The 21,819-nt window shown below is 50.7% G+C and carries 19 protein-coding genes; 8 read left to right on the top strand and 11 right to left on the bottom strand.

The annotated features are described in order from the left end of the window. Positions 1 to 63: 63 nt before the first annotated feature. Positions 64 to 1,473, top strand: coding sequence for a transglutaminase-like domain-containing protein (locus DXA36_RS15970; RefSeq protein WP_118680523.1), 1,410 nt, complete (start codon positions 64 to 66; stop codon positions 1,471 to 1,473). 203 nt (positions 1,474 to 1,676) lie between these two features. Here the strand turns inward: DXA36_RS15970 and rhaM are convergent, their stop codons facing one another. From rhaM to kduI, 5 genes are all read right to left on the bottom strand, one after another. Beyond that, positions 1,677 to 1,988 carry an L-rhamnose mutarotase gene (rhaM, locus tag DXA36_RS15965; RefSeq protein WP_118680522.1) on the bottom strand — a complete coding sequence of 104 codons (312 nt, stop codon included), beginning with the start codon at positions 1,986 to 1,988 and terminating at the stop codon, positions 1,677 to 1,679. Further along, on the bottom strand, positions 1,985 to 3,769 hold the full coding sequence (locus DXA36_RS15960; protein WP_182479102.1) for a heparinase II/III domain-containing protein: 1,785 nt from the start codon (positions 3,767 to 3,769) through the stop codon (positions 1,985 to 1,987). Before DXA36_RS15960 ends, rhaM begins: the two co-directional genes overlap by 4 nt. Positions 3,770 to 3,821: 52 nt before the next feature. Further along, positions 3,822 to 4,604 carry a DUF7402 domain-containing protein gene (locus DXA36_RS15955; protein ID WP_118680520.1) on the bottom strand — a complete coding sequence of 261 codons (783 nt, stop codon included), beginning with the start codon at positions 4,602 to 4,604 and terminating at the stop codon, positions 3,822 to 3,824. Between the two features lie 179 nt (positions 4,605 to 4,783). Beyond that, entirely contained in the window at positions 4,784 to 5,587 is an 804-nt protein-coding gene (locus tag DXA36_RS15950; protein ID WP_118680519.1) for a gluconate 5-dehydrogenase, read from the bottom strand. 27 nt (positions 5,588 to 5,614) lie between these two features. Beyond that, positions 5,615 to 6,478, bottom strand: a complete 864-nt coding sequence (gene kduI, locus DXA36_RS15945; RefSeq protein ID WP_118680594.1) for a 5-dehydro-4-deoxy-D-glucuronate isomerase — start codon at positions 6,476 to 6,478, stop codon at positions 5,615 to 5,617. Positions 6,479 to 6,804: 326 nt separating this feature from the next. Here kduI and DXA36_RS15940 point away from each other — a divergent pair, with 326 nt between their 5' ends. Then, a complete protein-coding gene (locus DXA36_RS15940; protein ID WP_118680518.1) occupies positions 6,805 to 7,668 on the top strand; it encodes a helix-turn-helix domain-containing protein in 864 nt (287 codons plus the stop codon). Between the two features lie 13 nt (positions 7,669 to 7,681). On the opposite strand, the gene DXA36_RS15935 is transcribed toward DXA36_RS15940, so the two are convergent. Next, entirely contained in the window at positions 7,682 to 8,362 is a 681-nt protein-coding gene (locus tag DXA36_RS15935; protein WP_182479101.1) for an HAD family hydrolase, read from the bottom strand. Positions 8,363 to 8,648: 286 nt separating this feature from the next. Continuing rightward, the gene (locus tag DXA36_RS15930) at positions 8,649 to 10,379 is read right to left on the bottom strand and encodes an ABC transporter ATP-binding protein (protein ID WP_118680516.1); all 1,731 of its coding nucleotides are present in this window, start codon (positions 10,377 to 10,379) and stop codon (positions 8,649 to 8,651) included. Between the two features lie 126 nt (positions 10,380 to 10,505). Here DXA36_RS15930 and DXA36_RS15925 point away from each other — a divergent pair, with 126 nt between their 5' ends. Both DXA36_RS15925 and trxA read left to right on the top strand, forming a co-directional pair. Then, entirely contained in the window at positions 10,506 to 10,775 is a 270-nt protein-coding gene (locus tag DXA36_RS15925; RefSeq protein WP_118680515.1) for a DUF1905 domain-containing protein, read from the top strand. A gap of 87 nt (positions 10,776 to 10,862) precedes the next feature. Next, complete coding sequence (trxA, locus tag DXA36_RS15920; RefSeq protein WP_118680514.1) at positions 10,863 to 11,174, top strand: thioredoxin; 312 nt, start codon at positions 10,863 to 10,865, stop codon at positions 11,172 to 11,174. A 94-nt stretch (positions 11,175 to 11,268) separates the two neighbouring features. On the opposite strand, the gene DXA36_RS15915 is transcribed toward trxA, so the two are convergent. From DXA36_RS15915 to DXA36_RS15900, 4 genes are all read right to left on the bottom strand, one after another. Beyond that, a complete protein-coding gene (locus tag DXA36_RS15915) occupies positions 11,269 to 12,204 on the bottom strand; it encodes a glycoside hydrolase family 43 protein (protein WP_118680593.1) in 936 nt (311 codons plus the stop codon). Between the two features lie 82 nt (positions 12,205 to 12,286). Then, complete coding sequence (locus tag DXA36_RS15910; protein WP_118680513.1) at positions 12,287 to 13,120, bottom strand: Rpn family recombination-promoting nuclease/putative transposase; 834 nt, start codon at positions 13,118 to 13,120, stop codon at positions 12,287 to 12,289. Positions 13,121 to 13,382: 262 nt separating this feature from the next. Then, positions 13,383 to 14,849, bottom strand: a complete 1,467-nt coding sequence (locus DXA36_RS15905; protein WP_118680512.1) for an alpha-glucosidase/alpha-galactosidase — start codon at positions 14,847 to 14,849, stop codon at positions 13,383 to 13,385. Between the two features lie 118 nt (positions 14,850 to 14,967). Further along, the gene (locus DXA36_RS15900) at positions 14,968 to 16,308 is read right to left on the bottom strand and encodes a glycoside hydrolase family 27 protein (protein WP_118680511.1); all 1,341 of its coding nucleotides are present in this window, start codon (positions 16,306 to 16,308) and stop codon (positions 14,968 to 14,970) included. A 137-nt stretch (positions 16,309 to 16,445) separates the two neighbouring features. On the opposite strand from DXA36_RS15900, the gene DXA36_RS15895 reads away from it, so the two are divergent. The 4 genes from DXA36_RS15895 to DXA36_RS15875 all read left to right on the top strand — a co-directional run bounded on the left by DXA36_RS15895 (position 16,446) and on the right by DXA36_RS15875 (position 21,566). Further along, positions 16,446 to 17,297, top strand: a complete 852-nt coding sequence (locus tag DXA36_RS15895) for a helix-turn-helix domain-containing protein (protein ID WP_118680510.1) — start codon at positions 16,446 to 16,448, stop codon at positions 17,295 to 17,297. Beyond that, a complete protein-coding gene (locus DXA36_RS15890) occupies positions 17,287 to 17,553 on the top strand; it encodes a hypothetical protein (protein ID WP_118680509.1) in 267 nt (88 codons plus the stop codon). Before DXA36_RS15895 ends, DXA36_RS15890 begins: the two co-directional genes overlap by 11 nt. 198 nt (positions 17,554 to 17,751) lie before the next feature. Continuing rightward, positions 17,752 to 20,163 (top strand): glycoside hydrolase family 2 TIM barrel-domain containing protein, encoded by a 2,412-nt coding sequence (locus DXA36_RS15880; RefSeq protein WP_118680507.1) that lies wholly within the window; start codon positions 17,752 to 17,754, stop codon positions 20,161 to 20,163. Further along, positions 20,160 to 21,566: an MATE family efflux transporter gene (locus DXA36_RS15875; RefSeq protein ID WP_118680506.1), complete on the top strand. Its 1,407-nt coding sequence runs from the start codon at positions 20,160 to 20,162 to the stop codon at positions 21,564 to 21,566. Before DXA36_RS15880 ends, DXA36_RS15875 begins: the two co-directional genes overlap by 4 nt. Positions 21,567 to 21,819 lie beyond the last annotated feature (253 nt).

Raw genomic sequence — 21,819 nt, 5'->3', positions numbered from 1 at the left:
AAGATTGACAAATACCGATTTTTCCTGCGGCATGCTGCCGCACGGCAAAAGAAAGGACATGCTATGACGATAAATGATAAAATAAAATATCTTTCCGCCCCTCTTCCGGAAGATATCCAAAGCTACATCAGCAGCGGTTATTATGACCGGGCAATTTCCCTCATCGACAGCCGCCTATCCTCCGGCTGCCCGGAGGCGCTGCAGGGCAGGCTTGAACTGGAAAAAGTCAGACTTATCCACCTTCCTGCTGATTTTCCCTACACTTATCCCCAGGCACTGGCCCTTATCCGGAATACCATTCCCACCTTCACGGAGGAGGAATTCCAGGCACTGGAAACGGCGGGCCGGATCGATTTTCTTTTTCTTAACGGGGAAAAACGATATTTCCATCGTTTCTTTGAAACGCTAACGGCAACACATCCGGATATCGCTCTCCGTTCCAATCCGGCCCTGGCGGAAGAATCCGCCCGCAAGGCCGCGTTCCGGTTGAAAACCATCCGTCAGATCAAAGAAAAAGGGGCACTCCGGTATCACATCCATATCCGGGCAGGTCTTGAGATCCAAGATGCTTTCTTCGTGCCGGGAAAAGAAATCCTGGTACACCTCCCGGTGCCCAAAGAAGATTATCCCTCTTCCAATGTGCGGATCCTGCGTACAAGCCATAATCCGTTTTCTCTGGATACGGCCCATTCGCCTGCAAGGACCGTTGCTTTTCGGGAAACGCTTATAAAAAATGAAGCGTTCTGGGTGGAATATGAATATGACAGCACCATACGCTACCAACAGCCCGATCCCGCTCTTGCCGGACATAAGGACGGCCCGCAGAGCGCGGCAGCCGTTGTTTCCCCCGTCCCGTCGGATTCCGATACGGGCGAGGTGCCGCCGCACATCTGTTTTACCCCTTTCCTGCGATCCCTTGCCGCAGATATCATCGGCGGTGAAACCAATCCGCTGGAAAAAGCCAGGAACATATATGATTACATAACCACTCACATCAAATATTCCTTTATGAAGGAATACTTTATGCTCCCCTGTATTCCGGAATATTGTGCGGTGAACCGGAAAGGGGACTGCGGCGTGCAGGCGCTTCTCTTTATTACGCTCTGCCGCATTGCAGGCATTCCGGCACGCTGGCAGTCCGGTCTGTCTGCCACGCCGGAATCCATCGGCCCTCATGACTGGGCACAGTTCTATGTGGAGCCTTTCGGCTGGCTTCATGCAGACCTTTCCTTCGGAGGAAGTGCCTTCCGTGCCGGGGATGAGGAACGCCGTGCCTTTTATTTCTGCAATCTGGATCCCTTCCGTATGGTGGCGAACACCGCATTCCAGGCACCTCTCAGACCAGTCAAACAGGGCCTTCGTGCAGACCCTTACGACAATCAGGTGGGGGAATGCGAAATTGACGGCACAGGCTTATACGGCACCCAGTTTCACTATTACCACAAAATGATCGACATCCATCCGGTTCCCTGATATGTTCCCGGTCCGCGGCTATTCCATAACAAACGCCTGCCTCCTCCGTGAAGTCCTGGTTCTTTCGGTGGGATACAGGCGTTTTCTCTTGTTTTTATCAGTAAAAAACGGAATAAAATATACATGCATGTCCGGCTACCGCAGGAACGGCGGCATTCAGGCGGAATATCAGTCTCTCCATTCCGTATTCTTCCCGCCGCTTCTCAGTCCAGATGGAAAACGGTCTGCAAATCGATACTTACCGGACTGTTATCCGGGTTTGTTTCCATAATATCCGCCATATAATCCCACCATTTCCGGTTGATTGCGGTATCCGCCCCTCTGGCCCAGAGTTCTTCGTCCGCAATCTCTATACAGCCGAAAAGAGTCAGGGTCTCTCTGTCCAGAAAAATGGTATAGTTCTTACCGCCGTGCTCATGGATCATGTCCTTCATCTCCGGCCAGAGCAGGTTATGGCGTTTTTCATATTCCGCTTCCTGTCCTTCATAGAGCTTCATTTTAAATCCCTTAATCATATTTCCTCCATTTCCACCCGGAACCGGCATTTTCTCATCCACGGCTTACCGTTGTCCGCCGGCACCTCCCAGGTTATACAATATACCTCTTCCTCCACACCCTTATGGTTTGCGTGTTTTTTGGCTTCAAGGCCAATGCTTCCTTCCAGATCCTCAACCGTTATCCGGCAGCCATATTTTCTGCCCGCAATATGTATAATGTTCCCGGTAATTTCGGGATAATATTGCGTGACCAGGTTTTCCTTCATGGAAACCGGGCTTTCCCCCTTTTCCCTGCCTTCCAGCACATCTTCCACAAGAAGGGTTTCCTTCACCGGATCATAGCGCAGGCTTCGCACAAGCTCCTTCACCTGTTCCTTTCCATAGGCTTCCCCGAAGGAAAGTACGGTCCCGCCCCGGCCGTCTGCCTCAAACCAGCGGCACGCATATTGCCGGCCGGCCTTCTGCCCCTCTCCGTCAAGAATCGGAACGCTGTGTCCAAGAGACTGGTTACACAGGATTTCATACCTTTTATCACCAAAATAATCCCGGGTGTATTCTCCCGCTCCCAGATCCGTCAGAAGCATTTCCTCTCCGGCCAGATACAGGAAACTCCCCACATCATTATGGTTATGAGGCTCCCCGTTATTTCCGCCCTTCACAGCCATACCCCCGCCGGATAATCCCCGGCAGATGCTCCACTGCGCTCCGGGCAGGACCAGACAGTCCGCATCCCCGGCATCCCCGTTCTTTGCCGGAAGCATCCCTTTTTCAGCCCGGTCCAGATATTCCCTGGTCCAAAGCACATCCCGGTAATTCGCCATAAACCGGTAACAGCTGTCATTGTCAAAACCGCCCGCGCAGGACAGGGGAGGTATTTCCACTTCAGCATACCTCATTGCCAGAAAACATGTCAATCCCATTTTATAGGTATCTCTGCTGTCTCCATCTGAAAAACTGAGCGTCCTTCCCGAAGGGAAATAACACTTCTGCTGGAAGCAGGCAATCTGCCGGCATACGGCTCCCTCCATCAAATCGGTTCCGCCGTCCGTATACCGGTAAAGCTTATCGGCAAAGCCGGTATAGTAGGTCATCCCATAAGTAAAGTAACCCAGTCCCTCCATACATGCCCCGTCCCCGGAAAATCCCGCAATATAGGATTCCAGGGAACAGACTATACGATCCAGGAGAGGCCTCAGAACCTCCGGCTTATCCTGCAGCAGATAGATCGCCGCACAGCCGATACTGCCGCAGCATACCGCATTCCAGTTATTGTCCCCGCCTTCCCACCATGCATAAGGCGCCGGAGCTTCCATAAACGGCTTAAGCACCCTTCGGTATACATTCTCCCGCACCTTTACACACAAAGCCGGCGGCAGACGGTCCCCAAGCCCGCTGATGATTTCCGAAAGTGCCTGGGCTGTCTCCGAAGCGAACAGATCCACACAATTACGCCAGTCCGCATCCTCCTTCCGGTTGATATGGGCGGGAAGCGCCCAGCATTCCTCTTCACAGATACCATCCAGGACTTCCTCCAGCTTTTTCAGATATACCTCCTTCCCCTCCAGCAGGGAAAGGCATCCGAAAACGGCGAGCATTTTGCGCCGTGCGAAATATACCGCTTCGTAGGTAAGCCGGTTGCCTGTTGTTTCATACAGTGAAAACATGGCTTCATCCGCCTCGGGCATCGGCTTATCCAGAAGCGCTTCCCCATGGGCCTGCAGACAGGCGGTATATTCCTGCAGATAAATTTCCAGTTCCCGGATGCTGATCCCGTTATTCCTCATCGTATGATCCCCCATTCTATTCTTCCTCCTCAGTGGCAGTGCGGACATTTCCGAACCATAACCCTGCCTATACTTCTTTTCCGTATACCTCTATCTGGGTCAGCGCCGGGAACGGCGACGGATCGTCCGCCTTGATCAGTTCCCCCATTTCCAGCCAGGTAATGGTTTTCTTTTCAAAGGAAAAGGTATGAGGAAGGACCGACTTCTCCATGGGAAGCTGCATATGGCTGCCGTCGGAAAACGTGATTTTCCCGTCCACCCACCAGTTGTCATGCGGGAAATCCGCCCGGGTATACAGCACTATCGTATCCACCTCAACAGGCCGGCCGAAATCCAGCCTGATTTTGGCATCCTCCTGCCGGTTGATTCCCCAGGAAGCATAAGGCCATTCCCCGTGGGAACGGTTTTCCGTCACTCCGTCAATGGCATTCATCGCCGCAAACACGGATTCCCCTCTCGTTTCCACATTGGCGGATGCTTTTGGATAGCACACCTGGTTCCCATGCTGATCATTTACATTCACCGCCTGATTGCGGTATTGATGGATTTCAAAATCCTTTGCCTTTTTTGCGCACAGAAGATGCTTCTCCCCGGAAAAAACCTTCGGAGAATAGCAGACTCTTTTTTCCCCGAAAGGAATGGTATATTCATAAGTACCGGTAAGGTATACCAGAGATTTCCCCAGCGCATCGTCCAGCTGAAGCCACAGCCGGCAAGGCGTTTCCGTGGTTTCCACCACAATTTTATCCCCTTCCTCATAGGCAAAGGGCACTGCCAGGTTTACTTCCGCTTCCCCGCTGCTCATACCCTTAACCTGATTATCTTTATCCTTTATTTTTAAAGTAAGCATGTTTATTCCTCCCGTCATCTTTATTACGCTTCCCTGCCTTCACCATTGCACTTTTTACGATAGCAGTAAGGGCCTTCCCCGCTGCGCGCACAGGAAGGCCCTTTAAGCTGCTTATTCCATATACAGGGCATTTATCTTACCCTGCTTTGCTGTCAGTCAAATTCCCCGCCGGACATAACTTACTGCGGCTGCTTTCCGATATAAGCCAGAATACCGCCATCCACATAAAGGACATGTCCGTTGACAAAATTAGAAGCATCGGATGCCAGGAACACAGCGGGTCCCTGAAGGTCTGCGGTATCTCCCCAGCGCGCCGCAGGCGTTTTGGCAATAATAAACTGGTCGAACGGGTGCCTGCTGCCGTCAGGCTGGATTTCACGCAGAGGCGCCGTCTGAGGTGTTGCGATATACCCTGGCCCGATACCGTTACACTGAATATTGAACTCACCGTATTCCGAAGCAATATTCCTGGTAAGCATCTTCAGTCCGCCTTTGGCTGCCGCATAAGCGGATACCGTTTCACGCCCCAGCTCGCTCATCATGGAACAGATGTTAATAATCTTGCCGTGTCCCTTCTTAATCATGCCGGGAATAACAGCCTTGGATACGATAAACGGTGCATTCAGATCCACATCGATCACCTGACGGAACTGATCCGCGCTCATCTCCAGCATAGGGATACGCTTGATAATACCGGCATTGTTTACCAGAATATCAATAACACCTACCTCTTCTTCGATTTTCTTAACCATGCCGGCTACCGCATCTTCATCGGTAACGTCGCACACATAGCCGTGCGCCTCAATTCCTTCTTCCTTATAAGCGGCAATCCCCTTATCAACCAGTTCCTGCTTGATGTCGTTAAACACAATAGTCGCTCCGGCCTGCGCATAGGCGGTTGCGATAGCAAAGCCGATACCATAGGATGCTCCTGTTACCAGAGCCACTTTCCCTTCCAGTGAAAAATCATTTAAAATTCCCATTTCCAATTCCTCCTTGTTTTGGCATGGTTACATCAGTTCCGTCATTTTAACGCCGTCCATATCATCAAAAGCCTGGTTTTCCCCGACCATCCCCCATATAAAGGTGTAGGCTCTGGAACCGCTGCCTGAATGGATGGACCAGCTGGGAGATATCACCGCTTCCTCATTTCTTACAACGATATGTCTTGTTTCCGTCGGCTCTCCCATGTAATGCATAACGAACGCATCCTCGGGAAGATCAAAATACAGATAAACCTCCATCCTTCTGTCATGCGTATGACAGGGCATGGTATTCCATACGCTTCCCGGCTTCAGGGATGTCATTCCCATAACCAGCTGACAGCTTTCCACCTGACCGGGAAGGATATATTTGCAGATCACCCTGTGGTTGGATTCCTCCAGGCTTCCCAATTCCACCTTGTTTTCCTCCTTAATAATAACCACACCATCCTCCGGCGTTCCTTCCCTCTTAATCAGTACCGTGGGATACGCGGTATGTGCCGGCGCACTGTTCAGATAGAACTTCGCGGGATTGCTCCCATCCGCACTTTCAAAACTGATATCCCTGGCCCCCATGCCGATATACATGCCTTCCCTGGGCGCTACCTCATACACCTTGCCGTCAATGGTTATGCTTCCCGCACCGCCGATATTGATAACCCCCAGCTCTCTTCTCAGCAGGAAATATTCCGCGCGAAGCTCGTCTCCTGCCGTAAGCACCAGCTTTTTCCCAACCGGAGTTGCCGTCCCTGTAATAATGCGATCAATATGGCTGTATACCAGCTTGATCTCATCGGCTGCAAAAAGCCCCTGGATCAGGAACTCCTCACGCAGCCTTTCCGTCGTATAATACTTCACATCCTTCGGTGATGACGCCGTCCTCAATTCCATTTCTTCCATACCTCCTGACTTTGGTAATCCTTGTTACCACACATAACCCGGAAACACATAACCCTTCCGGGTGTTCTACACTGTTGTAACAATCATAACATTCTTTATATTCCGGTTCTTGTGTTATTTTCTCTAAAATCTTGCTTATTCTGAACTTATGTCGTATACTGTACAAAAAGGGAGGTTTTGCAGTCTCCCCCAACCGCACAACTGCCAAATTCCCTGCAAAAAGCCCGCATAACAGGGGAATCTTTTGTAACAGTTCACACAGATCGGAACCGTTACAATCTATTACTAATCCATAGAAAGGACAACGCATATAAATTATGAAAGAATACAGCTCCTGCAAATCAGCAATCCAGTCATGCATAGAAAACAAAAGCTTTGCGGTAGCTCATCTATATAATGACGAGAAGCCCATGGATATGCATATCCACGACTGCTATGAAATTTACTATTCCATTTCCGGCGGCAAACAGTTTCTCATCGACAACCGTTTTTATGATATCCAGCCCGGGGATATTTTTTTTATCAACCAATACGAAAGCCATTATCTCTCCCAGATTGACCAGGCCGTACATGAACGGATCGTCCTGTCCATCTATCCCGATTTTTTAAAAAGCCTGTCCTCCTCCGCCACGGATCTCAATACCTGCTTTCACTACAGAGGAAGTGAAATCTCCCATAAGCTCCACCTGACCGAAGAGGATCAGAACCGCTTCCGCTATTTTGTCCACAAACTGACGGGATTTACGGGCTTCGGCGCAGATCTGGAAGAAAGGGCGGTTTTCACCGAACTCATGGTTTTCCTGAACCGTATCTTTTACAACAAAAGCACAGCGGATAACCTGCTGACAGATACGGCCGCATACCACACCCAGGTGGATGATATCCTCACCTTCATCAACCAGAATATCGACTCCCAGCTGAGCATTGACGACCTTTCCGCCCATTTTTACCTCAGCAGCTCCTACCTGTGCCGTATCTTCAAAGCCGCCACGGGCACTACCATCAACAAATATATCACCGCCAAACGGATTACCGTAGCCAAGTCCCTGCTGACCACCGGCTACTCCGTAACCGAAACCTGCGAATTATGCGGCTTCAACGATTACAGCAACTTCCTCAAAGCCTTCACCAAGGCCGTGGGCATATCTCCCAAAAAATACGCCCAGTGTTCCGTCAGCTGATTCCTCAAACCTGTCATACCAATATGGCAGGTATTTCTGCGAGCCTTGCGCAGCTCCAGTCAGCTTCACAACTGCCTGCCGTATGTACTAAAACCGTTTTCATACCCACCTCATGTCCTCCCCGGATATCCGCAATGGGATTATCTCCGATCATATAACAAATCTCAGGATCACCCGCGGCCCGCAAAGCCCGTTGGAATATCTCCGCACGTGGCTTTTCATATCCCACAGCTGACGAAACAACATACCCTGCAAAATAATTCCCCAGCCCCAAACGCTCCACAACCCGGGGAAGTTCCGGGAAATTATTGGACACAATATAATTTAGATACCCCCTTTCCAGGCACTCCCTCAAAACTCCCTCCGCATCCTCATACAACCTGTAATTCCGAAAATCCAGAATCAGCCCCCTGAAAAACTCCTCCATCTCCGGATAAAATACCCGAGGTATACCATATCCCTCAAAAAAAATCTCGAACCTCCCAAATAACCTCCGCCACCAACAACCACCAATTTCGTTCTCATAAGAAACCTCGGGCGAATACCAACTACATGCCCTATGCAAAAACCGCCTCATATCCCCTCTCTCTATTTCGAAGCCAAATCTTCTCACCGTCCTATCCAAAGCATCCAGAAAAGACTCATTCGGATAAATAATGGTACCATCAAAATCCCAGAACAAAACTCTCTTCAAAATCCCCTCTCCTTCCATTCCTTCCCATCCAACACTACCTCAGCCCCCGGGAGAGAAAAATGTCCCTGCCGCCCTGCCGGAAGCCCCCGGGAACGGACTCCTTCTTTCCGGCTCCCTCTTAGACCATGAAGATGAGACAAAAAATTATGGAAGGCTTTCCTGACATAATTTTTGCCCTTGGCTCATCGCAATGCCCGGTCTAATGGGAGCCGGAAAGAAGAAGTCCGTTCCCGGGGGCTTCCGGCAGAGCCGGCAGGGACATTTTTCTCTCCCGGGGGCGCCGCCCTTATTCCGACACCTGCGCCTTCTGAAGCCTGTAATAAAACCCTTTCCCCCTCATCAGTTCATCATGAGTCCCCTGCTCCACGATTTCCCCTTCATGGATGACCAGTATCAAATCCGCATTCCGGATAGTGGAAAGACGGTGGGCAATAGCAATAATAGTCCGCTTGCCCGTAAGTCTGTTGATAGCCTTCTGAATCTGCCTTTCCGTTTCCACATCTACCGACGCGGTGGCTTCATCCAGAATGATAATGGGGGACTGCCTCAAAATAGCTCTTGCGATAGCCACTCGCTGCTTCTGCCCGCCGGACAGCCGGAGTCCCCTCTCGCCCACCTTTGTTTCATACTGTTCCGGCATATGCATAATATCCTCGTGGATATTGGCCGCCTTCGCCGCCGCTTCTATTTCGTCCCGGGACGCATCCGGCTTTGCGTAACCGATGTTCTCAGCAATTGTCCCGTTAAACAGAAAGGTGTCCTGAAGCACCGGCGATATATTCCGCCGAAGGCTTTGCAAGGTCGCCTTCCGGATATCCGTTCCGTCAATCCGGATTTCCCCTTCCACCGGATCATAAAACCGGGACAGCAGCTGGGTCATCGTCGTTTTCCCCACCCCGGTAGGCCCCACAAGAGCCACCATCATTCCCGGTTCACAGGAAAACGATATCTTTTTCAGTACCGGTATTTTATTGCCATAGTGGAAGCTGACCTGATCGAACGAAATGCTCCCTTTTACATTCTCCAGTTCCACAGCATCCTCTTCCTCCCGGATTGCCGAGGGCGTATCCAGAATCAGGGTAACACGCTCTGCCCCCGCCAAAGACTGCTGCAGGTTTTCCAGCAGGTTAGCCAGCCCGGAAACCGGGGCGTAGAACAGGGACAGATACAGGACAAAGGCCACAATATCCTCAACGGACAGCTGCCCTTTATACGCAAGCAGTCCGCCGAAAAACACCACCAGAACCGTTCCCACGGAAGACAGGAATTCCACACAGGGATGAAATACGGCACTGGCCCGCAGCGCACGGAGCATAGCCCTTACCTGCTCATAGTTTTTCTTTTTTACCAGTCCGCTTTCGAATTCTTCCTGTCCGAAGGACTGGATTTCATGAAGCCCCGACAGATTATCCTGCAGTTTGGCATTCAGTTCGCCCATACATCGCTGGGATGCCTTAAAGAACGGCCTCACCTTTTTTGCGAATATTACGCCGGAAAACAGGATCAGCGGAATGGGACAGCAGGTAATCAATGCCAGCCGCCAGTTAATGACCAGCAAAATAAGGAGCACCCCTGCAAAGGTTACCAGATTCGTTACCATTTCAGGAATCATGTGGGCATAAAGCAACTCAAAATCCCTGGTATCGTTCACCACCCGGCTCATTAAATCCCCGGTCTGTTTATCATGGAAGAAACCCAGATCCAGACTCTGCAGCTTGTCATACATCCGGCTTCTGAGATCACCCACCAGATACCAGGCCGCCTTATGGGCCAGATAATTACTCAGGAACCGGAATACCACACGGAACAGATACAGCGCCAGCAAAAGCAGCGTAAGTCTGACAATAATTGCCAAAGAGGTTTCGCCCATCCCTTTTTCCACAATACCAGTCATGGTTGACAGCACCTTGGGGGCTGCCAGATTTACTGCCGTCAGGCAGAGCGTTGCTACAATAGCCCATACATACAGCCCCTTATACCGGGACGCTTCCTTGGTAAGCTTCCATAACATTTTCATTGCCCTGTGCACTCCTTTGTTTTATGATACTTTTGTAAAATTGTAGTATACTATTCAGTATACAGCCTTTCCTGTTTATGGAAAAGCCGGAAATTGAAGAAAGGTGTCGCTAAAAAGGAGAGAATCATGAATCCCAGGAAATACGAATTTGATGCAGTCATAAAAAAGGTCCCCGATATCGACGGTGCCTATGTGGAATTCCCCTATGATGTCCGGGAAGAATTCGGAAAAGGCCGTGTCAAGGTACACGCTCTTTTCGACGGCGTGCCCTATGACGGAAGCCTGGTACGGATGCAGACACCCGGCCACATCATCGGCCTTCGCAAGGATATCCGCAGCCGTATAGGCAGGCAGCCCGGAGACACGGTTCATGTAGTGATTACAGAAAGAGAATAGGTTTTGTGACATTGTCACGGAAGCCTTTGCATATAACAGTTACAATAAGAACAGAAAAACAAAATATGCAAAGAAGGAGTGATTCATATGTCAGTTACAACAATTACATCGGAAAATTTTAATAAAGAGGTATTGGAATCGGAAAAACCCGTTCTCCTTGATTTCTGGGCTCCTTGGTGCGGCCCCTGCCGTATGTTTTCTCCTACGGTCGATTCCGTGGCTGAGGAAAGAAACGATATCAAGGTGGGGAAAATAAATATCGACGAAAATATCGATCTCGCCAATCAGTTCGGAGTAGCGAGCATCCCCACACTCGTCCTGGTACAGGACGGCAGAAAAAAAGCGTCCAGCATCGGTCTGCGCTCTAAAAAGGATGTTCTCAAAATGCTGGATGCCTGAAACGTCTTAAAGAGCGGCGGCACACAAAACAGTGGGAAACTGTTACCTGTTTTGTGCGCCGCCGAAACAGAATTATCCCGTCAGCTTCCTGTATTTATTCTGCTCCCCTCTGCTTCTTTCCCCACATTTCCTCAAGCGCACGAAATTCTTCTTCGGTCAGATTCAGTATGCTGCCATGTCTTTTTTTCGTCATGCCCAGATCATATTCGCTTTCCCCGGGTATACAGAAACAGCCGCTTCCAAAATCACTGCTCAGCAGAGGCAAGTACCCTTTTCCCTCCGCAAAACGATCCACCATAAGACACCATTCCTCCCGGTCATTAAACTTGAAGGAAGCAGGGCCTTCCACCCCTGTCAGCGCATTCAGTACAGGAGCCTTCACCTCGGTAAAGCTTCCTTTGCCAAGGCTTTTGCTTTTTTCCAATCTGATATTTTTCTCCGTTTCATCTTTGGAAAAACGGTAATAGTACTCTCCCGCCTTCAGAATCGTGGTGTCAATGATATGGTTCACCCCTTCCTGGTATTTTTCAGCCTTGGTAAAGGTATGGAAATCCTTTGTGTGTGAGGCATATATACGCTGTTTGGATTCCGGATCGCCTTCTTCCTTAACCTTGGATGCCCAGAACACAAGAAAATCCTGCCTGTTTTCATCAAAGATGGCTTCGGGGGCCCATACACAGCCGGCTTCCGGAATTCCCACCTCGCAGCCGAAAGGGCCTTCCCATCTTTGCAGATCCTCCGATTCCCATATCATGAGATTTCTGCTCCCGGCCTCCTGGGCCACGGTCCAGCCTTTTCCTGCTTCAATCCGCAAATCAGTGGCAATTATCACATATTTCCCATTCAGCGGGTTTCGCAGGATAAAGGGATCCCTTACGCCTTGTTCTCCGATCTCCGAACACAGAACCGGCTTCCCATGATTCAAATCGGTCCAGTGCAGCCCGTCCCGGCTCAATGCAAAATAAATCTGTTCTCCCAGCTTTTCTTCTCCGATAAAATGCACAAATAAATATCCGGTGTATTCTCCCATCCTGCTTTTCCTTTCTTTACATAACAGTTTATACCTGTCTGGCTGTTGCTTCTCTTCCTCTATTCTTCCCTCAGAAACCGTCTTACAGGCCATATTTTCTGTAAAGACGGTTTCTGAGGGAGGCATCCTCCGCCACACGCAGGATATCCGCCGCCCTTCCCTCCGCTCCAAGCTTTAAAATAAGCTGTGAAAGACGGGCTTCTCCCTTTTTTACTCCACGTTTTTCTCCACGTTTTTGTCCCCGCTCTTCTCCAATCCGGATTCCAAGCGCTTTTCCTTCCATTCTGCAGTCCTCCATCCATTCATCAAAGGCTTTACACATATTCACATGCCCTCCTTCCGTATTTTTCATAATATATCTCCGCAGCTTCCGGGAATTGGTGCTGCAGACAATCACCTCGAAGCCTCTTTCCGTCATCTTGGAAAAAGCCTCCCTGTTTTCTGCAAAAAACCGCCTCATGGCTGCTTTATCATCCACACGCTGTAAAATTCCCATAACTTCTCTCAGTTCCGTGCGGAATAGCTCTATATTAATATCATTCCTGACAGACAGCACCTGCAGAGGATAATCCGGTATTTTAACGCGGAACACCCGACCCCTGCTAAAGTCCAGCATATCATGGATCGTGCGCGGACGCTTCCATTCCTCTTTTCCATAATAAAGCACAATCGTCAGCACAGGCAGGATCCTGTCCTCTTCCCCGAAATAAGAGATACCCTCCTGTGCTTTATGTCTGGACATGATTTCTTTTATCTGCCGCTCATATTCATCCGCATCATAGCGCATACACCTGACTGCCATACGGTAATCCGTATATTCCTGGTTTTCCACAGCCAGCACCGCAGCCGGTTCCCCGCGGTACAGCAGCTTTTTGGTGTCCCGGATCTTTTTTCCCCATCCTTCTCTCCTGATCATTATAATACTCTCTTGCGTAGAAAATCAATCATTATTTAGTTCTGCAAATCATTCCTGTTTGATTTTTATGAGGGATTCCTCAAAGAATTCTTATGAAACGAAGAAATATCATTTACGATATCACTATAACAGAAATCCTGCAGGTAAACAAGAGTTTCATAAAAATAAAAAGAGAAGTAAAGTTACTGTTACAAGTATAGTGACAGGAGCCGGGTTGCCCCTTCTCCTGTCATCCATTTACAGCAATAGCAATATTTGATTCTTATGCGGTAATCGTTCTGTTTTCCCGCTCCGCTGCGATTTCTTCCACCGTTTTTTCCCGGATTCTCACAGCGCCCTGGTAGCCGTCCCTGGTAGGAAGGAGCGCTCCTTCGGCAAAGCGTTTCTTTGCCTTGGCAATAGCTTCGCTGTACTGGGGAAGCCATTCCTCCTGTGCGATGAGCATCTCGTCTATCATCTGCCAGATTTCCGGAGGGTTGCACACAGCGCCGGTAAGCGGATCCATCAGGGCCGCCTGCTTAAGCAGGCTGACATCACCGGCAACGGCTGCTTCCACAGCCAGACGCTGTACCCAGATGGACTGGGAGCAGACAGCGGCACAGCCAAGAGGAAGCTCTCCCAGCTTGGGAACGGAAATCCCGTTTCCATCCACATAACAGGGCACCTCCACCACGGATTCACTGGGAAGATTGGTAATACAGCCTTCGTTCATCACGTTGAAATGGCCTCTGTATTTCCTGCCGGTTTCCAGGGATTCCATGATATAGGAGCAATGCTCCTTTCCGCGCTGGCTGCCGTCGTATTTCTTGGGAGGCTCCGCTTCGATTTTGGGATATTCGGTTTCAAACCAGTTGCGTTCCTCTCTGGTCACACGCAGATATCCGCCTGTTTCCCCGTTAATCCAGGAATCGGTGTTAATCCAGTCCTTTATTTCATCCGGGCGTTTCCGGTACCATGCCACATATTCGGACAGATGGCCGTTGGATTCGGTGGAATAATAGCCGAAACGCTTCAGGATATCGATTCTGACTTTTTCTTCTTCCCTGAATTTCTCATGGGCTTCAAAGCCGGCGAGAAGCTTATCCTTTAGTTCCACACCGTTATGCTTCACACTCACATACCAGGTCTGGTGGTTGATTCCCGCACAGGTTATGTCCAGTTCATCCCGGGGGATTCCCAGCACCTCGGCAATCTGCATCTCGCCATGGATTTCCCCGTGGCACAGGCCGATGGTTTTTACCTTGCCATACTTATTGCAGGCCCAGGTCGCCATGGCGTTGGGATTGGAATAATTCAGCATAATCGCTCCCGGCTCCGCCACCTCGCGGATATCCTTGCAGAAATTCAGCATTTCCGCGATCACACGCTGCCCATACATAATACCGCCTGTACACAGGGTATCCCCCACGCACTGATCCACGCCGTATTTTAACGGAATATCCACATCCATTTCAAAGGCGGGAAGACCGCCGATCCGTACGCAGTTTATAATATATCTGGCATTCCGGAAGGCCTCCCTTCTGTCCGTTGTGGCCTGGATGGTAATGGGGATGCCGTTGCTGTCCAGGTCACGCTGGCACAGATGGGTCACCTTCTCCAGATTGTCCGGATTGATATCCGTAAAAGCCACCTCCATGTCATGAAATTCCGGCACGGACATGATATCCGTAAATAAAGTCCTGGCAAAAACCAGACTTCCTGCTCCTATAATTGCAATTTTAAAACTCATAATTTTTTCCCTTTCCCATTCTCTTTTTCTGTAATTTCAGTAAATTCCCATGCCCGGTCCGCCGGGCAGAACCATGCATGAAAGTAACCAGGCCGAAGCGGAGCGTAAACCCGATCCCCTATTGCCTGCTGCGGGGTATCTGACTCAACCGGTACAGCCTCGCCCCGTGAGGATTTACCTTGCCGGCAATCCTGCCGTCCGTACATTCCCCTTTTTCACCGGTCCAAAGCTCCTCGGCAGTTACACGTACTCCCGCTTCCGCCGGAACGGATACTGCCGCAAATAAGTCCTCCAGTGACAGGGAAATCTCGCACGCTTCCTCCCGGAAGTTAAACAGGGCGGCATACACCGTACCTTCCTTTTCCTCCAGGCCGGCCCAGACCGCATGCCTGTCATCCCGCTCCACCTGCACGCCGCGGTGCCCTTCTCCCAAAAGGGCCAGTACCTTTTTGTTGGTAAGGAGGGAGAGCGTCCAGTCATCCAGTTTTGTCATCTCGGCTCCCAGCATCAGAGGGGAGCGGAAGATACACCAAAGCGTCATCATGGTTACCTGCTCGTCCCTGGTAAAGTTCGTCTGCCTTTCCTCTCCGAAGCCTTTTCCAAGGTAACCCAGAGGAAGCATGTCACAATCCGGGAAACAGCCCTCTTTTACATGGTTCTGCCACAGTTCACAGCGTTCAAACATGTTCAGGAGCAATTCCCATTTATCCCAGAAATCATCGGTGATACGCCACATGTTGGCATACTTTTCATAATGCCACGCCTTTTCGATGAGCGCCGGTCCCGGTGACAGGCTCAGCACGACAGGCCGTCCGCATTTTTCGATAGCCTTATGAAGCATTTCGATCTCATGGGCCGCGGAGTACGGATTGTCCTTGTACAGATTGGTATTACAGATGTCATCACATTTCACATAATCCACACCCCAGCCGGCGTAGAGTTCGAAGAGGGAGTCATAATAGGCCTGGCTGCCCTCCGTTTCCCTGCGGAGGCCGTACATATCCGGATTCCATCCGCAGATGGAAAAAGGATTGGCGATTTCATCCGCCGTCTGGCTGCTCCCCCGCACCGGCAGGTGTTCCTGTGCCGCTGCCCGGGGAATTCCCCGCATAATATGGATTCCGAATTTCAGCCCAAGGCTGTGTATGTAATCCGCAAGAGGCCGGAATCCGGCTCCGTCCGCCGCCGAAGGAAAGCGTTCCGGGCAGGGAAGCAGCCTCCCGTATTCATCCATTTCCAGTCTGCTGAAGGGGATGTATTGGTGCTTATCCCGCATGCTTCCCGCACCGTATGCATACCACTGGATATCCACCACCACATATTCCCAGCCGAACGGCTTCAGATGGGCAGCCATGTAGTCCGCATTGGCCTTCACCTGCTCTTCATTTACCATCGTATCATAGTAATCATAGCTGTTCCAGCCCATGGGCGGGGTTTGGGCAAACTTGTTTTTATCCATTCATGTTCCTCCATAATAGTATTTTTTTGACACTTGCACATATTCCTGGGATATATTTGCATTTCCCATTTAACTTGATTATAATATTCCCATATTAGGGTTACAAGAATAAAAAAACGATACGGGAGGGTAAATTTTTGACTATACAAAGTTATGGCACCTATGGATTTCTGAATTCCGGACAGCTGCCGGATGAACCGCTTCTCCTGCTGGATTTCGGCATTGAAAAAAGGCAGGCGGAGCACTATGATTTTACGAATATTGATCGTGATTATGACGGCTATCTATTCCAATATACCCTGCAGGGAAAAGGGCTCTTTGAAGCGGAGGGGGAAGTCTGTCCGTTGCTGCCGGGTATGGCTTTTTTTTCGTTAATCCCGGAAAACAGCAGATATTATCTGCCTGCAGGGGAGCCTGAAAATTGCTGGGAATACTTTTATATTCATTTCCAGGGGACAGCGGCACTTCCTTTTTTCCGGAAAATCCGGGACAGCTTCGGTTCTGTCCTGTCTCTTCCCGCGGACAGCTTTCCGGTACAGATTTGGCTCAACCTGCATGAGGATATGGGAAAAGGCCGGCAGCTGCGGCGGTATGAGGGAGGGGAGCTGGTATATCGTTTTCTCTCTTCCCTGCTGCGGACCCTGGAGTCTCCTGCCATGCCGGGGCTGTCCTCCTGTGTGGAAGACAGCATTCTATATATGAAGGAACATTTTCCGGAGCATTTCTCCATTGAAGAGCTGGCCGGCCTGAAAGGGCTTTCTTCCGCCTATTTTACCCGGCTTTTCACCCGGGAAACCGGGCAGGCACCCTTGAGCTACCTGACGGATCTCCGGCTTTCCCACGCTCTTTCCCTGCTTCTGAATACTTCTCTTTCTGTGGAGGCAATTGCGCGGGAATGCGGATTTTCCTGCGGAAATTATTTTTGCAAGGTTTTCCGGAGAGCGTCGGGATGCTCTCCGGCGGAGTATCGGCGCAGGTATGGGGGATAAAGCGCCCGCCATTACCGTCCTCTGCCCGCTGCACCTGCCCGGACTGCTGAATCCCCGCCTCCCCAGGGGCACGATGCTTTTCCGATCCTTTCTATGCCATGGAGATGTGACCAATCTGAAGCGGCAGCCTCATCTGACGTTTCAGATGCCTTGGGCACATCGGAATGCCCGGCATAGCAGGATCGGAAAAGCATCGTGCCCCTGGGGAGGCGGGGATTCAGCAGTCCGGGCAGGTGCAGCGGGCAGAGGACGGTAATGGCGGGGGGAACTGCCTCGTGGGCCGGGGGGGCGCTAAGAGATAAATACAGGACTCTCTTTTCCATTGTTTTCTTTTGGGATTTTATTATACTGGGGAAGAGTTGGCGGATCGGCCCGGCCGCTTTCATGCATGGGGCTGCCCGGCAAACCGGGCGTATGGGAATTTTCCGCTTTTTAAAAAAGGAGGATTTTATTTATGAAGTATATGGATTCTGTAGGGATTGATTTAAGGGATAACTGGCGTTTTCATTTAGGGGATATTGAGGAAGCCTGGTTTAAAGGGTTTGATGACAGCGGATGGGAGGAGGTAATCCTGCCGCATGACTGGTCGGTAAGCCTGCCTTTTTCAGAAACGTATTCCAGCGGGACGGGGTATCTGGCCGGAGGGATCGGGTGGTACCGGGTGCGTTTTTCCCTGCCGGAGGAATATCGGGGTAAGAAGATCCGGCTGCTGTTTGACGGGGTTTATAAGAACAGCCAGGTATGGTGCAACAGCTATTATCTGGGGAAGCGTCCGAATGGGTATGTGCCTTTTGATTATGATATCAGTGAAAAGGTGTGTTTCGGGGAGATGGATAATGAGGTAAGCGTAAAAGTGACGCATACGGATATCGCGGATTCCCGTTGGTTTACCGGTTCCGGAATGACCAGGAAGGTGACGGTTCTGGTGGAGGAGGCTGTACATCCTGCCCCCTGCGGTATCTTTTTTTCCACGCTTTACGGGGATGACGGGAAAACAGCCCAGGTGGAGATCTCTCATGATCTGGTGAATGAAGGGACGGATAAGGCCGAGGTTTCTCTTGTGAGCCGTCTGTGTGACGAAAAGGGAAAACAGGTGCTGGAGGTTACGGCCGGCGCGCAGTTCACACCGGGGGAAAGAAAAACGATATCCCTGAACGGATGTGTGAACCGGCCCAGGCTGTGGTCCCCGGAAAATCCCGCGCTTTATAGTCTGACCACATGTCTTTCAGTTAACGGCGGAACGGCGTATGAGGTATTTTCAGAAAAAGTGGGAATCCGTACCTTCCGGTTTGACGCAGATAAGGGCTTTTTCCTGAACGGGGAAAACCGGAAAATAAAGGGGGTTTGCGTACATCATGATGCAGGGTGCTTGGGCGCCGCGGTAACGCGTGAGGTCTGGGAACGGCGTCTGGAGGCATTGAAGGAAATGGGATGCAACGCCATCCGCACCAGTCATAACCCCCACATGCCGGAGCTTTACGGGCTTTGTGATGAAATGGGCTTCCTGATGATGGACGAAGCCTTTGATGAATGGGAAAACCCGAAAAACAAGTGGTCCACCGGACATAATGTGTATCCGCCCCGGCATCAGGGATATTTTGAGGATTTCCCGGAATGGCATGAAAAGGATCTGGCCGCCATGGTGCTGCGGGATCGGAATCATCCGTCGGTAATCATGTGGAGCATCGGTAATGAAATCGATTATCCCAACGATCCGTACTGTCATCCCCTGTTTGGAGAGATGACGGGAAATAACGATGCCAATAAGCCGTCCGCAGAGCGGATGTATCATCCGGATAAGCCGAATATGGAACGGCTGGCGCCCATAGCACAGGAGCTTTCGGCCATTGTAAAGCGTTATGACTCCACACGGCCGGTTACTCTTGCGGCGGCATTTCCGGAGCTTTCCTCCCGGCTGCATTATTTTGATGCGCTGGACGTGGTGGGTTATAATTATAAAGAGCATTTGTATGAAGAGGATCACCGTCGTTTTCCGGATCTTCCATTTCTGGGAAGCGAAAACGGGCACAGCTATGCGGCCTGGAAGGCGGTAACGGATCACGATTATATCAGCGGACAGTTTTTATGGACCGGTATTGATTATCTGGGGGAGGCCCACGGGTGGCCTGTCCACGGTTCTTCCGCAGGGCTTCTGACGCTGGCCGGATTCCCGAAAGCACGTTACTACCAGCGTCAGTCCTATTGGGCGGACCGGCCGGTGCTTCATCTGGCCGCGGTGCTGTATGAAGGCAGCCGGGAGGAATGGCTTCCGGTTACGGAAAGCTGGAATTATAAGGAAGGGGACCGCGTCCTTGTGCGGCTGTTTACCAACCAGCCGGAGGCGGAGCTTTTCCTGAACGGAAGGTCACTGGGCAGGAAAAAGGGCTTATCCGATGAGGGCTGTATGGATTGGATCACCACCTTTGAACCGGGAATCCTCAGCGCCTCGGCGGGGGAACTTTCTTCCGGACAGGGCAAGGGATGTGTTTCCTGTTCTCTGGAAACCACCGGAGAAGCCTGTATGCTGCTGCTTTCCGACTGGAAAGCCTGCGGCGGTAATGCCGGAGAGGATAAAAAGGACGTGCCGCCTTATCATCAGGTAGAAATACTTGCAGCGGATGCAGAAGGACGGCATGTGGCAGATGCCTCTTTACCGGTAACTATAGAGGTTACAGGCCCCGGTGTCCTCCTGGGGCTGGAAAACGGGGATCTGGCCGATAATACGCCTTACAGCAGCCCTTCCAGAAAGACAAAGGAAGGAAGGCTGCTGGCCTACATACGCCGCACAGGGCCGGGGGTTCTCACGGTGACTGCAAAAGCGGAAGGGCTTCCCGCCTCCCCGCTGACACTGGAGGAGAACAGGTGAGTAATCCCAAGCCACAGAAAAAATGGAAGCTTTATGACAAATCCCTGAGCCATATTGACACGCCCCGGGGAACGCTGACTCTGGTATCTGTTTTTCTCCCTTTTCTGGTGGAAATGCTGCTTACCAATTCCATGGGTACGGTTAATACGCTGGTTTTGAGTCATTATTCGGATGACGCGGTGGCCTCTGTGGGGGCCGCCAACCAGCTGATGGGAATGATTTTTACCTTTTATACGGTAATCAGCACGGGAGCCAGTATTTTTATCAGCCACCGGCTGGGCGCAAGCTCGTCATCACGCGGAGCTTGGCAGAAGGATGCGGCTTCGGACGCGGCTTTTACTTCTATTTTCTGCAGCCTGGCCCTCAGTCTGGTGGTGGGCACCGTTCTATCCCTGTCCGCCCACCGGCTGATGGAGATGATGCAGCTTAGCGGACAAGTGCTGGAGGATGCGGCTGCTTATTTCCGGATCTGTATTTCTTTTTCCTTTTTCCAGGCTCTGATATCCGCAATTTCAGCAATTTTCAGAAGCTATGGAATGCCCAAAATAGCAGTGTGGATTTCTTTGTTTATGAATTTTATGAATGCTGTCCTGAATGTTATTGTTATTTTCCGGCCTTTTGAAACGCCGCTGCACGGAGTCCGGGGAATCGCGGTCACTAACGTGATCAGCCATGTCGCGGCGTTTGTCCTGATCGTTATCTGCCTGCTGAAAAGCTCCCTGGAGCTTAACTTCCGGAAAAAGAACCTGAAAACGCTGAAATGTATCCGTAATATCCTGCATATCGGTATTCCCGGCGGTATCAGTTCCCTTTCCTATTCCACCTCCCAGGTGGTATCCACCTCCATCCTGGCGGTTCTGGGAACCACAGCCATCTCCACTAAAATATATTTGTCCACCCTATTTTTTTATGTGTACGTCATCGGTATGTCCCTGGGAATGGCTACTTCCCTCATAATCGGCTGGATGACGGGGGCCGGCGAGTATGAGAAAGCCTACCGGCTGAATCTGCAGAACCTGCGGATCGCGGTGTTGTTAAATGCGGCAGGCTCTCTACTGATCTGTTTGTTTGGCAGCCCTTTGCTGAGGCTGTTTACAGATAATCCGGAAATCCTCACTTTGGCACGCCCTATCCTGGTGATCGATATTTTTGTGGAAATCGGCCGCGCGTTTAACCATATTGAGGATAATTCCCTCCGGGGCGCGGGAGATGTGATTTTTTCCATGGTGGTATCCATTCTGTCCTGCTGGACGATGAGCATCCTTTTCGCTTATATTCTGGGGATCCGGCTGGGCCTTGGGCTTACCGGATGCTGGATTGCTTTTATGATGGATGAACTTTTCCGCGGAATCACCTTCTTTTTCCGATGGCGCTCCCGTAAATGGACGCTTCGCAAGGTATAAAATACCGGGATCCTTTTTCCGGATACCCCAATGCCCTCCGTCTGTCCGACAAGGACCGGCCGGAGGGCATCCGTGATCCTTCCGGATCCTTTTTTACGGCTAAAACAATAAAATGCCGGACAGTTCCGAAGATTTAAAGTAATAAATGGCCGCATTCCGGGAATGCTTATATAGGTACGTCTCTGCGGCAGGAAGCAAAGCTCCTCCGCCGGTTACATAAAATATATTCCGGATACACTTTTCCGGCGAAAGG

Origin of the sequence: Eisenbergiella sp. OF01-20, from assembly GCF_003478085.1 — a bacterium.
In the GTDB taxonomy this organism is placed as follows: domain Bacteria; phylum Bacillota; class Clostridia; order Lachnospirales; family Lachnospiraceae; genus Eisenbergiella.
This window is presented reverse-complemented; position numbering and strand designations above follow the sequence as displayed.